Origin of the sequence: Paenibacillus sp. Soil522 (genome assembly GCF_001428245.1) — a bacterium.
Classification (GTDB): domain Bacteria; phylum Bacillota; class Bacilli; order Paenibacillales; family Paenibacillaceae; genus Pristimantibacillus.
This window is the reverse complement of the sequence record NZ_LMRV01000066.1, coordinates 218,220-234,105: the sequence shown is the minus strand read 5'-3', so window position 1 is coordinate 234,105 and position 15,886 is coordinate 218,220. Positions and strand designations below refer to the sequence as shown.

Annotated in this window: 10 protein-coding genes; all 10 read right to left on the bottom strand. The window is 46.5% G+C overall.

Annotated elements, in window-relative coordinates; genetic code table 11:
- Positions 1 to 22 precede the first annotated feature (22 nt).
- A complete protein-coding gene (locus ASG81_RS22065) occupies positions 23 to 919 on the bottom strand; it encodes a response regulator (RefSeq protein WP_056639308.1) in 897 nt (298 codons plus the stop codon).
- Between the two features lie 6 nt (positions 920 to 925).
- The gene (locus tag ASG81_RS22060) at positions 926 to 2,212 is read right to left on the bottom strand and encodes an ATP-binding protein (RefSeq protein ID WP_235548972.1); all 1,287 of its coding nucleotides are present in this window, start codon (positions 2,210 to 2,212) and stop codon (positions 926 to 928) included.
- A gap of 124 nt (positions 2,213 to 2,336) precedes the next feature.
- The gene (locus tag ASG81_RS22055; protein WP_056639306.1) at positions 2,337 to 3,101 is read right to left on the bottom strand and encodes a sulfite exporter TauE/SafE family protein; all 765 of its coding nucleotides are present in this window, start codon (positions 3,099 to 3,101) and stop codon (positions 2,337 to 2,339) included.
- A 21-nt stretch (positions 3,102 to 3,122) separates the two neighbouring features.
- Positions 3,123 to 3,773, bottom strand: coding sequence for an amino acid ABC transporter permease (locus ASG81_RS22050; protein WP_056639304.1), 651 nt, complete (start codon positions 3,771 to 3,773; stop codon positions 3,123 to 3,125).
- A gap of 15 nt (positions 3,774 to 3,788) precedes the next feature.
- Entirely contained in the window at positions 3,789 to 4,442 is a 654-nt protein-coding gene (locus ASG81_RS22045; RefSeq protein WP_056639302.1) for an amino acid ABC transporter permease, read from the bottom strand.
- A 67-nt stretch (positions 4,443 to 4,509) separates the two neighbouring features.
- Positions 4,510 to 5,361 carry a transporter substrate-binding domain-containing protein gene (locus tag ASG81_RS22040; protein WP_056639300.1) on the bottom strand — a complete coding sequence of 284 codons (852 nt, stop codon included), beginning with the start codon at positions 5,359 to 5,361 and terminating at the stop codon, positions 4,510 to 4,512.
- A gap of 20 nt (positions 5,362 to 5,381) precedes the next feature.
- Complete coding sequence (locus ASG81_RS22035) at positions 5,382 to 6,110, bottom strand: amino acid ABC transporter ATP-binding protein (RefSeq protein ID WP_056639299.1); 729 nt, start codon at positions 6,108 to 6,110, stop codon at positions 5,382 to 5,384.
- Positions 6,111 to 6,342: 232 nt separating this feature from the next.
- Complete coding sequence (locus ASG81_RS31240; protein ID WP_155971768.1) at positions 6,343 to 12,783, bottom strand: GH32 C-terminal domain-containing protein; 6,441 nt, start codon at positions 12,781 to 12,783, stop codon at positions 6,343 to 6,345.
- A gap of 289 nt (positions 12,784 to 13,072) precedes the next feature.
- Complete coding sequence (locus ASG81_RS22025; RefSeq protein ID WP_056639296.1) at positions 13,073 to 14,041, bottom strand: LacI family DNA-binding transcriptional regulator; 969 nt, start codon at positions 14,039 to 14,041, stop codon at positions 13,073 to 13,075.
- Between the two features lie 330 nt (positions 14,042 to 14,371).
- Positions 14,372 to 15,871, bottom strand: a complete 1,500-nt coding sequence (locus tag ASG81_RS22020; protein ID WP_056639294.1) for a response regulator transcription factor — start codon at positions 15,869 to 15,871, stop codon at positions 14,372 to 14,374.
- Positions 15,872 to 15,886: the final 15 nt, after the last annotated feature.

Here is a 15,886-nt window from a genome sequence, read left to right as displayed (position 1 = left end):
GCATGCTCTTTGGGCTTCCTGTTTATTTAAATGGCTGACTCCGTAGTTTATCGAGCACCTCTAAGTAAAGCACCTGCAGAAACTTTTTAATATTGGCCTTTCCTTTTCCCGGCTTCAGCCTCTCATCGATCTCTTTCATCTTCAAACGGATATCTTGAAAATCAAAATAGAGAGGAGCATAATGTTCAAATTTAGGGTTGCTGTAGTCCGCCAAGCCAATATTGGCGAGATTTGAAAAGGCACTCATGATGGCGCGGCGAATCCGCTGCTCAACCGCTTTGACCTCTCTTCCGGGATCGCGATGGGTACGGGCTGCGACCTCATACAATTCTTTTAGGGGCGGAAGCGACTCTGCTTTATTATGATGTATAAGATGCTCCATCATTTCAATCATGTCTCTGCATCCGATTTCGCCGATTATCCCCATATCCCTCAAAATAGGCTGAATGATTTCACGAACGGTCTGTTTTCTTTGGCTGCTCCCAAGATCCATATACAGATTGCTGAGCTTTGCCATAGAGTCCTTGATTTCATTTAAATAGCGGCCAACCTTCCACAGCTCATTCACTTTGGATAATACAGCTTGAACCTCCACCCGGTTAATCGGTTTATGAATATAATATTCAATACCCGCCTGATAAGCCTTGCCAATCATTTCTTTATTCTCTATCTGCGATATCATTACACACTTTCCGCTGTAGCCCTGTTGTTTTAAATGGTTTATCGTCTTAATTCCATCCTGGTCCGGCATCAACAGGTCAATCAGCAGGACGTCCGGATTCGCACCGAGAACGGCTCGTTCGCCATCACTCCCATTTTCCGCCGTAACGACTACCTCGCCAAGCCAGCTTTTTTCGATGATGCTTTGCAGCATCCGTATGCTCACCACATCATCATCAACAATACCAAATGAAAGCATCGGTCATCACACCCCTAATTTCAATGTATTGGTCGAAAAAGCGACAACAAAGGTTGTTTCTTCGGACTGGTCAGACGTATGTAAACGCAGCTTGCCGCCTGATGAATGAACAATATCGCGAACATGGGATAATCCGATTCCGGTCGCCGCGCATCCTTCCTCATTAAATTTCGTCGTAAATCCCGGTTCAAAAATAACCTCCTTATTCTGCTCCGCAATGCCTGTTCCCGTATCGGAAACGACCAGTACCGTCTCACCCTCCTGTTCATAAGCTTCGATCCGTACGGTTCCCTTCGTATCGATGGCTTCCACTGCATTTGAGACCAGGTTATTAAGCACGGTCAATAGCGGAATGTAGTGGGCCGTTGCGTAATCGGTTCCGATCCGTTTTTCGAAATGGACCTCTTTCTTTAACATTTTACTGTAGCCGGAATTCGTGTTGATAACAAAAACTACGATTTCTTCAATGGTCATGTCGGAAGTCGTTTCCCGGTCGAACAGCTTCAGCAAGCCGGATAAAATGCGCTGGGAGTCCTTCTTTACTTCATGAATCTGCTGCGTAATTTCAAGTATGGACCGGCTTGCTTCTTTTTCTCCGGCGTCACTCAGCTTACAGTACAAACCATGACTCTTGCCCGTAATTTGCTCAATCGTATCCATCGATTTTTTCAAATAAAAAACTTCTCCATACAAGCCGGAACCGACATTAAGCATTTGCTCCATCCGCTTTTGCTGTTCGTTATGAACGACCCGCATTTGACTAATAATTATGCTGCTGTACATACCAACCGCAAAGATGCTCCTCACCACTGAGGTGGCCCCTATCAACATCCATTGTCCCTTGTACAGATAAGGCAAATCAAATAGAATACTGCGGGTCAACAGCTCTAATTCATTGGATATAAAATCAATAAGTGAAAGGATACCAGTCAGAAGGAGCGGATGAAGCTCCGGCAAACGGCCTTGAACCCGCTTCATTCCTATTGCGAAAATGATGTAATAGAGCGCCGCCGATAAGTGAGTCTGCAAACTTGCAAAGAGCGAGAACGTCTCATATGAAACGAATCCGTCGATAATCGATCGGAAGACGAGCACTGTAACCCCCGTAACCATTCCCGTATACACATAGGGCAGCTGCCGCATTAAGAGAAGGAATAGCAGAAAAGCGCTGCTGCCTAGTCCAATACGAAACACCTCTCCGCTAAAGGGCGTTATCTTGAATTCACCTGCTACAGCTGTAGCTGCAGCTACCAGTATCATTTGCATACCGATGATATTCGTATATTTTCGCAAGTCATCCCTCCCCCGGTTACCATCATTGTAAACAACGGGCTATTATTTTCATAGATACTTCTACCATTTTTATACCGCAAAAAGCCAACTTCGCATGAAGTCAGCTCCTTGTTTTATCTATCTGCTACTTTAGTAAATCCCAAACCTGCTTGCCGATCAGCAGTGTGCATACGATTATAAATAACGGCCTGACGTATGCCGAGCCTTTTCGAATCGCCACTCGCGAGCCTAGCAAGGAACCGCATACCATGGCGATACCCATCGGAATTCCAACCTTGTAATTAACCTGACCCAGAAACATAAAGGTACCAAGGCTCGCAACGTTACTGCCGAAATTCAATACCTTCGCATTGCCCGCGGCTCTTACAAAATCAAACCCGAGAATAAGAAAGGCAAAAATTAAGAAGGAACCTGTACCGGGTCCAAAAAATCCGTCATAAAACCCCAAGCCTGCCGCCGCTATGGCCGCAAGCCAGGAGGATCTCGTCGTCAAGCCTTGAAAGTTAGAATGACTGCCCCAGTTTTTGCGAAACACGGTATACACAGTAATGGCAATCAGCATAACAATGATAATCGGCTTCAAAAAATCCGAAGGGATTAAGCGCAGCACTAATGTGCCTGCGACCGCTCCAGCTAACGAGAGGCCGAATAGTTTTTTTACCATTTTGACATCTACGTGCCCGGATCGCATAAAAGAAACCGTACTCGTTAACGAAGACATCGTACCTGCCAGTTTATTCGTTCCGAGCACGACAGTCGTCGGCATCCCCGTTGCAAGCAGAATAGGGACTGCGACCAGCCCGCCTCCACCTACGACAGAGTCGACGAATGCCGCAAGAAACCCTCCTATGATGACAAGAAGCATCATCTCTATACTAAGCTCAAACATCCTGTTAACGACCCCTAACCGTTAAACGATTTTTGTCTCAAACCTTTTCGCAATTAATGATAAAGCAAAGTTAACGCCAAAATAGAGGACTGCGGCCAACAGGAGAACCGGAATGACATAATTGCTGCTTTGCCCGATAACGATTTTCGATTGGTTCATAAGCTCCGGCAAAGCAATGACGACGGCCAATGACGTGTCCTTCAATAATGAAATAAATTGGCTGACAATCGGCGGCACCATACGGCGCAGCCCCTGCGGCAGAACGATATGCCATAGGGTGCGCATGTAGCCGAGCCCCGATGAGCGAGCCGCTTCAATTTGACCCTTATGAACGGAAGTCAAGCCGCTGCGGACGATTTCGGAAATCATAGCCCCTTCAAACAAGGTCAAAGCAACAATCGTGGCATACACCGGGCCCAGTTGAATCCCGATATCCGGCAAAGCGAATCTTGCGAAGAAAATAATGAGAAGCAGCGGCAAATTGCGTAATATTTCGACGAACAGGCCAAGTACCGGCGATAGAACCGGCACTTTCATATAACGGATCGTTCCGACAATAGAGCCCAGCACAAAGCTATAAACAATAGAGAGGAACGCCACTTTAAGCGTCATGTAAAAGCCATCAAGAATAAACCTTACATTTTCAATTGAAAAAGCATTGGCAAAATCCATCTGTCCTCCTCCTTTCTAACCGTGTTTAGCCAGTCTTCGTTCCAATTGAAGCGCGATATAGCTTAAAGGAAGAGTAAGCACTAAGTAGAATAAGGCAACAAAAACATAAGTATCGAAGGTGGCATACGTTCTGCTGGCGATTTTATCCCCGAAATACATGAGGTCCAAACCGGCAATAACGCTGAGCACCGACGTATTCTTAACCAGGTTAATAAACTGATTGCTAAGCGGCGGAATAACGATTTTGATCGCCTGCGGCAGAACAACATATCTCATCGTTTGCACGTACGTTAAGCCGGAGGACTGTGCCGCTTCCGTCTGTCCCTTCGGTACGGACATGATGCCGGCCCGGATCGCTTCCGCTATAAAGGATGCGGTGTATACCGCAAGCCCGATTGTGCCGCACACAAATCCGCTTAATGTAATGCCGATCGAGGGCAGTCCTAAGAAAAAAATATAAACGACGAGCAAAAGCGGTATGTTGCGGATGAATTCCACATAGGCCGTTCCCGCCCACCGCAGCGGCCGGATGGACGATATCCGGAACACGGCAATGACCGTTCCCAGTACAAAGCTGCCGATTAGAGCAATGATGCTGGAATAGATCGTGTTCACGAAGCCTTCCATATAGAAGTCAAAGTATTTGGTTAAGATCGAGAAATCCGGCATGATTTATCCCCCTTCTGACCTATAAAAGAAGGGTGGCCGCAGCCACCCGTCTGGTGTTGTGTTTGCATTACTCGGTCGGCGCTGTCCCGATCCATTTCTCGTAGATCTTATTGTAGTCGCCGCTTGCCTTCAGCGCCGCCAGCTCTTTATTGACGGCCTCCACCAGCGCTGTCTTGCCTTTCTTGATCGCAATGCCGTACGGCTCATCCGTGAACGGCTCACCGACCACTTCATAGCCGGCATCCTGCGCCATCATACCGTACAGAATCGCGTTGTCCGTCGTTAACACATCCCCTTGGCCCGCTTTTAGCGCGGCAAAAGCATCCTGATAGTTATCGAACTCCAGCACCGTTGCATCCGGCGCTTTCTCGATAATGTTGTCTACGGAAGTGGAGCCTTTAACGGCCAGTACCTTCGTTCCTTTTGTTACGTCGTCGATGCTTTTAATCGCGCTTCCCTTTTTCACAAGTAAAGACTGTCCCGCTTTAAAATACACATCGGAGAAATCGACCTGCTCTTTCCGCTCCTCTGTAATGGTCATTGTCGCAACGATTAAATCAATTTCATTGTTATCCAGCATCGGGATCCGGGTTTTCGAGGTCACTTCCTTCAGCTCAAGCTTCGTCTCATCGCCTAGGATGGATTTAGCCAGCGCCTTCGCTATGTCCACATCGAAGCCTTCAACTTCATTGTTCGCAGGATTTTTCAAGCCGAACAGCTTCGTATCGTATTTCACACCGACGATCAGCTTGCCTCTGCTTTTGATCTCATCCAGCACCGAGGCAGAAGCTACCGGCTTATCGCTTGCGCCTGAGCTGGTGTTAGCACTATTCTCTTTTTCGCCTCCGCACCCTGCGAGTACAAATACCGACATTACAATCAGCATCAAGCTGCCTGCCAACCATTTTTTTGCCATCATTCCGAATCTCCCCTTTTATGTTAATGATTTAATACACGATTTAGAAACAAGCGTGCGCGCTCTTCGCGCGGATTGGAAAAGAATTCATCAGGCGTTGCTTCCTCAACGATATGCCCCTTGTCCATAAACACGACCCGGTCGGCTACTTCCCGCGCAAAGCCCATCTCATGCGTGACAACAACCATCGTCATTCCCTCATTCGCGAGCGTCTTCATCACATCCAAAACCTCGCCAACCATTTCCGGATCGAGGGCGGATGTCGGTTCATCGAAGAGCATCACCTGCGGCTTCATCGCCAGTCCCCTGGCAATGGCCACGCGCTGCTGCTGTCCTCCCGATAGCTGAGACGGATATTGGTTAGCCTTGTCCTCAATCCCGACCTTCTCCAAATAATACATCGCGGTTTTTTCGGCTTCCTGCTTCGTCAGGCCAAGCACTTTCATAGGAGCTAATGTAATGTTGTCGATCACTTTCTTATGGGGATACAAATTAAAATGCTGAAACACCATTCCAATATCCCGTCTTAGCTTGTTAATATTTGTCTTCTTATCGTTGACCGTATGATTGTTTACTTTCAAATCACCGCTTGTAATAGTTTCCAAACGGTTAATGCACCTCAGCATCGTACTTTTACCGGAACCCGACGGCCCCACTACGACAACCACTTCCCCTTGCTCAATCTGAAGATTAATATCCTTAAGCACATGGAAATCACCGTAATGCTTCTCGACCTGCCGAAATAAGATCATTGGACACCCTCCTTCCCCATTCTCATCCTTTTACCCGCTTGTTAGATATAAGTCAGAAAACCTAACATAAATACTATAGATAAACTACGTAAACTTATAAGATCCTACATGTTATTTAAATATTTTTTCTGTATGAGCGGTTTGAAGCGTTATTTCAACTCATAAAACACAACAAACCCAGTGCGGTGGGCACTGGGTTTGTTAACCATGTTTAATACTTCTTGATCAACCGCTACTTTACGGGTACGTTAATATCGTCTACATTAAGGTGGCCCCAGCCGCCGGTGTTGTTATCTACGATCTTGATATAGCAATTGACGCCTTTATAGGCTGCAGCATCCCAAATGACGCGAGAGAGCGCCTCGCTGCCCGCCCCCGTCGCTTTTAACAACTCGGCACCGTCAGAAACTCTTACGAGAGCTACATAAAGATTCGATAGGTTGTTGCCGCCGCCGATTAAGAAATCGATCTTTCCGCTGCCGCCGACAATGAAGTTTGCCGACTTCAATACCCCTACTGGAGCATCTCCCGCTTTATATCCCCATAAGTGGTACACATTGCTCTTATTAAATAATCCGCCCCAGCCCCAGTTTCTGTCATCCGAGACAACCGCATTGCTAAAGGCTGTACCGCTGACTACCGTCCAACCGGTTAAATCTCCGGATTCAAAATCATGGTTCGACAATTCAGCCGTCGCTCCCAGTTGGTAAATGGTAAGACTGTTCAATGTTACATTTCCGCCCGTCGAATAAAGCTCAAGCCCGTTTTTGGCTAGATCCGGGAAGATTTGATCCGTGATGGACACCTTACCGTCATTGCCGAATGCCTCGATGGAAGAACGATCTACAAATATTCGCATTTTGATCTTATTATTGTCCGCTGACAAGGTTACTTCATGTTTTGCTGCAAAAGTGCCGTTGAAGTGTGATTCGCCGGAAGCGGTACGGTCAACGAAAAACTTGGAATTCGTCTTATTGTAAGCAATCGTTGTGAAGTTGTCGCCGCCTTTCCGCACTTTAAATCCATACTCGGTTGCAGTGGCCGTATTGTTCTGGAATTCCGCAACAATTTCTACCGTATTTCCCGTCACGCTGGATAGGAGATTGCTGCCCGGCGTTATTGTTTGGTTCGTCCAGCTGTTGCTTGTTCCGCGTATGCCGGACAGCTCTGCAACCGGTGTTTGCGTCATTCTTACAGCGCCCCCGCCCGTATCCGTCAGTTTAAGCTCACGCGGAACGGTCATCGAGCTTCTCCAGATCGACGTCGGGATTCGTTGGCTGTAATTCCAGTTATTCATCCATGAAATCATAATCCGGCGGTTATCTGCTGTTGGAATATCGCTGAACGTGATTCCGGCATAGAAGTCCGAACCGTAGTCGGCCCAAAGCACAGTGCCGGGTGAATTGCTGTTCGTGAATGTAGTTCCGTTAAAGGTTCCAATAAAATATTGGGTGCCCGATCCGCCCGCAGGAGCGCCATTGCTTATACTGGCTGTCAATACCCATTTGGTATTGGCTCCGTCGCCGTCAACCGCTAACGAGAATAAATCGGGAACTTCCCAAGTACCTCCATGAGATCCGTGTGTGCTGCCGAACTCATCGGCATAGTTCCATACTTTCAAATCGGTTGAAGTATAGAACTGCACCCGATCGCCTGCAGAAATGACCATAACCCATTTATTGGTCGGCGCATGCCAGATGACTTTCGGATCACGGAAAACTTCCACTCCCTGGGGCTGTGTAATGACAGGGTTTCCGGCATACTTGGCCCATGTCCTTCCTCTGTCGTTGCTGTATGCGATGCTTTGTACTTGAACGCTGCCTTTTTCGTGAGTAAACATGGCGACCATCGGTTTTTCCATACCCATTTGAAAGCCGCTTGTATTGTTCGTATCAACTACGACAGAGCCGGACCAGATAAAACCGATCGAATCGGGTTCAAGCGCAATCGGAAGATCCTTCCAGTTTACCATATCCGTACTGACAGCATGTCCCCAGCTCATTGGTCCCCATGTGGTGCCCGTAGGGTTATGCTGGTAGAACAAATGATATTCCCCATCGTAATAAACAAGGCCGTTCGGATCATTCATCCATTTCCGATCCGGCGAGAAATGGAGCTGCGGGCGGTACTGCTCATACCGGTCCGCTGTCGTAATATCGCTGGCCGTATTGTAAACATGGAAGTCGTCAACGTTGATATGACCCCAGTCGCCGGTCAAATTATCGACAACTTTGATATATACTTGCTCTCCGATATGAGCGGATGCATCCCAAAATATCCGGGTATACGCTTCGTCATTATAAGCCGTCTCTTTGATCAACTCCGCGCCGTCGGATGCCCTGACCAAAGCAACGTACAGAGTAGTAAGATCTTGACCCGGCACATCTTTATTAGGATCTTGACCGCCCCCGATCAGGAAATCGATCCAGCCCGTTCCATACAGCGTAAATGTGCTCGATTTCATGACGCCGACTTGGCTGTCTCCGCCGTCTTTAAAGCCCCACATATGGTATGTGCCATTATGGTTGAATGGACGTGCCGGAGTCCAGTAAGTTGTATCCGTGCATACGTCAAGATTATTGAACGCGGTACCGCTTACAATTGTCCAACCTGATAAGCTGCCTGTTTCAAAGTCAGGGTTGGTGATGTTCGTCGTTGTTGGAGGTTGTACGGGTACTTGGAAGTCGTCCACATTTATGTGACCCCAGCCTCCCGTTGCATTATCCACAACTTTAATGTAACACTCGACTCCGATGTAATCGGCAGCATCCCAATGAACCCGTGTATACGATTCTTTGTCTCCACCGCTTACTTTAAACAGTTCTTTCCCGTCCGAGCTTCGGACGAGCGCAACATATTCATCATAAATATTGTTGCCGCCGCCTACCAGGAAGTTAATCTGTCCATTACCACCGAGAATAAATTTCTGCGAGCGGATCGATCCGGTTTGGCTGTCCCCGCCGTCTTTCCCTCCCCATAAATGGTAGTTCCCGTGTTGATTAAATGGTCCTCCCCAGCCCCAATCATTCGCATCGGTAACATCCTGGCTGCTGAACGCATTGCCGCTTAAGATCGTCCAACCGGACAGATTGTCATCGAAGTCGCCATTGATTAATCCGTCATGGGCCGGTTCTGCTGTAACGGTAATCGTGCTGTTTGCGGTAAAGTTCCCGATACGGGTTTTTGCCGTAATGGTCGCCGTTCCTACGGACTTAGCGGTAACCTTTCCGTTAACTACAGATGCTACCGCATTGTTGCTGGAAGTCCAAATGACATCTTTATTCGATGCATTTGCAGGTGAAACCGTCGCCCGTAATAGCTGGCTGTCTCCATTAATGATCGACTTGGATGCCGGCAAGGAAACGCTTGCCGGATTGACAGTCGGATAAGCCGAATTCATTGCCCATACTTTCAACGACTTAATCACAACCGTACCCGTATTGCTGTCGGCCCATATTCTTATGCCTTTCGCATCGCTTCGGGTTGGGTAAGCTCTTGTTGTTAATGCTTTGATACCATTCAAATAGGATTCAACCATGGAACGGTCTACAAATGTACGCAATTTAATATTTTCCGAACCTATGTCGGCGACTCCGCCTTGATACCACTTCTCTACGTCCGGATTCAGACTCGATTTGGTCCGGTTCACCCAAAATTCAGTCGAGCTCTTCTTGTAGTATACAATCGTTTCTTCTTCCGCATTAGGGGAACGGCGCACGCTTAAGCCGACTTCGTTTGCCGAACCGGGATCAATTTCCACTTCAATTTCAAGCATGTCCGAGGATATCGACGAAAGGACTGTATTCGCTGCTGCATAAGTCGTATCGGTCGTAATATTGACCAGCTGCGTCCCTCTCAGCGTATTTAATTCGGAAATCGGCTCCATCCCCAGCTTGCCGTCCTGACGCAGATATACGCTTAACGGCAGTCCGAAGTTATGGGCATAGCCGGCGTTGTAGTCCATCGTTGCCGTTCTTCTGCCCTGCGCGATCGTATAAATGACCGTTCTGCCGTCAGGCGTATTGAATGCAGCCGGTCCGGTAAAATGATCCCCGACGTCAAACATCTGCGGCTCTGCATTGTCCGGCGTGAAAGTAGCTGTCGTTTTATTCCATGTGCCAATCCAATACCATGTATAGCGGGATTGACGTTCGGTTTGCGCCATTTTGGCCGGGTTGATCATAAAGATATGTTTGCCGCTTGTTCCGAGCGGAAGCAGCTGCGGCAGCTCCCATACTTGTCCGGTTAACGGATAAGTCATTGCATTACCGGTATATAACGGTCCGCGGTAAGTCCACGATTGGAAGCTCGAATCTGTCGTCGAATAAACAAGTGCCGTACCGCCTTGTCCGGAGATGCCGGAAGTAACGAGCATGAACCATTCGTTGCCGTCTTTGAACACGAACGGATCGCGGAACTCTCCCGTCATGCCTTGTCCTGCCTGCTGATCCACAACAACATTCATGTTTTTATTCCACCCGTTCAAATCATTGTCTAAATCAACCGGATAATTGCTTCTGGCAATATTTACGCGCTGATTCGGCGATTTTCTGTCATCGCCAGCTGTATAGAAGATAGTCGGTACGCCGTTATCGTCCACGACCGCTCCGCCAGCCCATGCGCCTTCAGGATCGACGTCATATTTGCCTGGAATAACGGAATCCTCCGCATCTCTCCATTTCACCATGTCGCTGCTGACCATATGCCCCCAACGGATATGATTCCAATAAGGCCCTCTCGGAGCGCTTTGATAGAAGATATGATAAAGTCCGTTAAAAAATATAGCTCCGCCCGGTTCATTCTGCCAGTGTGCGGAAGGCTCCGCATGGAATTGAGGACGCTGCGTGTCATTAGCCATTACGCTGCGATCGATTCTTTCATTTGCTGTAGGCAAGTTTCCGCCCAGAGCTGTCACATAGCTGTTATATGCATTCGTTACTTCTACAGACCCCATAGCCAAATTGCGAATTTTCACTTCGTCCATCAAACCGCTGAACATGTTTAACGAGTAGCCATAGAGCCACATGCTCTGGCTGTTTTTTCCGATTAATAAATCGTTGGCACTAGGTACTATTTGTTCGCCTGGAGGGAAGTTCGCAGTCGCCACTTGTTTCCCGTTCTGGTATAACGCCGCCATTCCGGTAGCGCTTTCATAAGTAGCAACAATATAAGACCATTCATTGAGAGGCAGCAGCGTATCCGACATGACTTCACGCCAGTTGCTGCCTGTACCGAATTGGAAGCCCCATGTGCCGTGCCGGAAGTTACCCAGTATGTAGCCTTCTTTTGCTTCACGATTGCCTTGGCTGACAATCGCAGAAAGACGGCCTTCATCTCCATGCTCAAAATTTCTTGGCGCAACCCATGCTTCAACAGTAACCGCTTTTTGCGGAACCGGAATTTTATCAGGTGTACGTGTAATCCATGTAGAATAGCCGTCAAACAGCAGTGCGCTGTTGCTGATGCCGTCGCTCTTCCATAACGGATCCTGGGACGACTGATAGACACCGGTATTCAAGTGATACTCAATCGGATCCGTCGTTCCCGTTACGTTTTCAGCAGCGGCCTTCCCCGTATTTTCATCCAGCTTCCAATGCCCCAGAAGCCCGCCTGCATACTGGGAATTCAATACATGAAAATCATCCGCATTGATATGGCCCCATCCGCCGGTAGCATTATCGACAATTTTAATGTAAAGATCCTGCCCGATATAGGCTGAAGCATCCCAAAATACCCTCTGATACATTTCTGAATTGCGTCCGGTTTCCTTGAACAATTCCGTTCCATCCGAAGCTTTAACGAGCGCAACATACAGGTTGCTGCTGTCTTTCCCTCCGCCGATTAAGAAGTCCACGCCCCCATTGCCGCTTAGCGTAAAGGTTTCGGACTTGAGAACGCCTACGTCTCCATCCCCGCCGGCTTTAGCGCCCCAAAGATGGTAGCTGCCGTTTTTGAGGAACTTGCCTCCTGGGCTGTAATTCGTTTCGTGCGTCAGGCTGCTCGGAGCAAATGCGTCTCCGCTGACATTTATCCAACCCTTGATCTCCCATGGGACAAGATCCGTATATTCAAAATCATGATTGTAGATGGCCGGCTCCACATGATTATTTAGCGTAGCGGTAGGCGGCACATTCACATCGTCTATGTTAATATGACCGCTCGTCGAGCTGTCCACAATCTTGATGTAGCATACTGTTCCGATATACGCCGAAGCATCCCAGTTCACAGTCGAATAGGCGTCCGTATTGCTTCCTGTCGCTTTCAGCAGCTCCACGCCGTCGGAGTTTCTGACCAATGCGACGTATAAGTTGTTGATGTCATTGTTTCCTCCGATGAGGAAATCCATTAACCCGTTTCCGCCCACGGTAAACGTCTCCGATTTCATGACGCCAACCTTGGAGTTGTCGCCTTTCCCGCCCCAAATATGCCAAAAATTATGCTGATTAAACTTTTGCAAATTCCAATAATCGGTGTCCGTTGTAACATCCGCCGCGCTAAATGCCATTCCGCTAACCGTCGTCCATCCGGTCAGATTGCCGGATTCGAAGCTGGGATTCGTAATAGTGGTCGACGCTTTTACTATCGTAGGATTGTTTATAACAAAAAAGCTCGATAACATAGAAAGAATGACCATTCTTGCCGTTAACTTTTTGAGCCAACTTGTTCGTGTCATTGCTTACACTTCTCCTCTAGTCAATATCATTCATTCCAATCCTAATGCCGCCGCCCCTATCACTCCTTTCAAGAGTTGCCAATATGCCATATGTAAGCGTTGTCATAAAGAAAAATAAAATCTCTTATATTCTAAGTTTTATCTAGGCTGCTGCCGTATAAACGTTTACCGTAAACGTTTATATTTGCTGACAATATTAAGATTATTTGAATCGTTTGATTTTGTCAATAAAAAAAAAGCTGCCTACTATAAGCAGGCAGCTTAAACAAAATATTTAACTACATAAAATTCAAGTCGTTTCTCCTTGTCTAAAAATGACCGGCAGCTGGTAAGTTTCCTGCTCCAATGTATGACCTTCGATTTTTCTAAACAGAAGACGTACGGCCGTTCGGGCCATTTCCTCTACAGGCTGCCTGATTGTTGATAACACAGGATGAAAGTAATGATGGTCCTGGATGCCATCATATCCGATTACCTTTACATCCTTAGGAACGTGAATGCCGAGTTTGCTGGCTCTCTCGATATATTGGGCTGCCAACATATCCGTGATGGCAAAAACACCATCCACATTGCTATGAAGCTCAAAGAAATCCTTGTAATAGGTCTCGTAATCGCGGATCGGATCCGGCCGCTCATATACGACATAATCGATTCCCATCAACTCGGCTTCGTGAACAAAACCCGCTCTCCGCTTCATCGTTTCACTGAAAACAGCAGTGACATTTCCAATAAAAGCAGGTTTCTTCACGCCAGCTTTCACCAGTTCCCTCAGAGCCATACGGCCGCCTTCAAAATTGTCCGAGGTTACGCATGTGATCTTTTTGCTGAAATGACGGTCAATGCTGATCATTGGGATCTCATCGCTGACGCTGTTGTCTATTTCGTTGTAGGTAATCCCTAAGATGCCCGCCACCTTATCTTGCCGCAGCATATCCAGGTAATAGATTTCTTTTTCAGGCTTTCTTTCACTGTTGCAAAGCAACAGTTTATATTGCTCGCTGTTAAGCTCATCTTCAATATAGTAGGTTAATTCCGAGAAAAAAGGATTCCAAATATTGGGAACGATAAGCGCTACCAATTTTGATTTTTTGCTGCGGAGACTTTGTGCGACGGAGTTCGGATAATATTTTAACGCTGTCATCGCTTGCTTTACCCTAGCCTTCGTATCATCCGCGACAAACCGTGTTCCATTTATAACATGCGATACAGTGGCAATCGATACATTCGCCATTTTCGCGACTTCTTTTATGCTAGACATCGATCATAAACCTCACTTTATTCATTCATAGTGTGTCAATATGATGCAACTATTTCCTTCCTTGATCAACTAGGCTTACCGTCGATACTCTTCTGCAGAATACCTTATTAATAAAGAGTTGTAAACATTTGTGTGTGCAGCTTCGTAAACTTAAAACGAATATTGAAATTCACGGATTAGTTTCATGATGAATCCAGACCCCCTATATGCATAAAAGACGACTTCTCATCCCAATAAACAGGATGAGCGTCGTCTTTTTTTGAGCGCTGTTAAAGTTACTTCGAAAAACTACAAGTTCTTCATTGCCCTCCATTACACCACCGGGGATTTTCAGTACGAACGGATAAAATGCTTTGATCTATACTGCCCGGGTGTCAAACCGGTTCTTTTTCTAAACACTTGGGAGAAATACCGCGGATTATCGTACCCCATCATAGTCGCTATATCAGAAATTTTAATATGACTGAATGTAAGAAGTTCTTTTGATTTCTCGATTCTTTTTTTTATCATATATTCATACACAGAGACATTTTCTTTTTTCGAAAATAGCTGACTCAGATGGGAAACGCTTATCTTGAAATGTTCAGCCAAGACATCGAGCGTTAATTTGGGATCATGATACTGCTCATGAATATAGTGCTTCACATCAGCGATAAGCTTTTCTTTATAACTCGCTTCTCTCGTTCTAATCAATTGAGAGCATAGCTCCGTCCATACCTGTAATTGACTTGTGATGCTCTCTAAGGTCGATAAAGAACGGATGATCTCTTGCATGTCATTTACAGTCCCGAAAAAACCGCTCAACCCGATATGATACTCCTGATCCATATTCTGGACCATGAGTTGAATCCATCTATAAACTTGACGAAGAACAAACGGCTTGTCGCATTTATTGTCATGAAAATATGAAATCATGGGACCGGTCTGCCCTATCCAGGGTTTTTCTGCCAAAGGATAGTCAGACACTTCGATACGTCTCTCATACATGCATACGGGAAGGTTTAGAAATATTGCCTGTTCGCATGCTTGTTCAGCCTTAATATAATAACCATGCAAGGTTTGCACTGTGCTTAGTCCCGGTGCAATTCCGAACCTTATTTTTCCATGCTCTATGGCAAGATGGCTTACCAGCTGCACAAAATGATCTGCTTGACTTATCTGCGTGCATAATTGGCAGAGAATAATCTCTCCTTCTCGTATAAATAAAAAAGTGCCATCATCATATTCAGCTGTAAACTTTCGCATATTATCCATTAATTGCAAAACATCCGACTCATCCCCCGGAAGTTTATTATCCATTTTACCAACCACTACCAAATATTCACCGGAAAGATTGACATCCCCGTTTTCATTAGACCCCGTATGCATACCAAGTATATGCTGATAAATCAACTTCTCCCGTACAGCATTTTCATATTGGAGGAATTGAACTTCCTTTTTTTTTTGCATTTCGTATTCCATATATTTAACCGATGCTTTCAGCACCGTATCCTTGATTTCATCAAGCTCAACAGGCTTGATCAAATAATCGTTTGCCTGCAATTCAATTGCTTTTTTTGCATATTCAAACTCGGTATAGCCGCTCATAATAATACAAACCGCAGTTAACCCCGCTTTTCGTACAGCTTGAATAAGCTCTAATCCCCCAATACCCGGCATCCGGATATCCGTCAGTATAATGTTCGGCTTCAGACGGAGTATTTCCGCCAATGCAGTTTCACCGTCACGGGCTGATCCTGCAACTTCGATTCCGCATTCCTTCCAATCAATGAGCTGCGTTATACTGTTCAATACCAGGGACTCGTCATCTGCTACGAATAACGTATACATGCCATCACCTCCCTT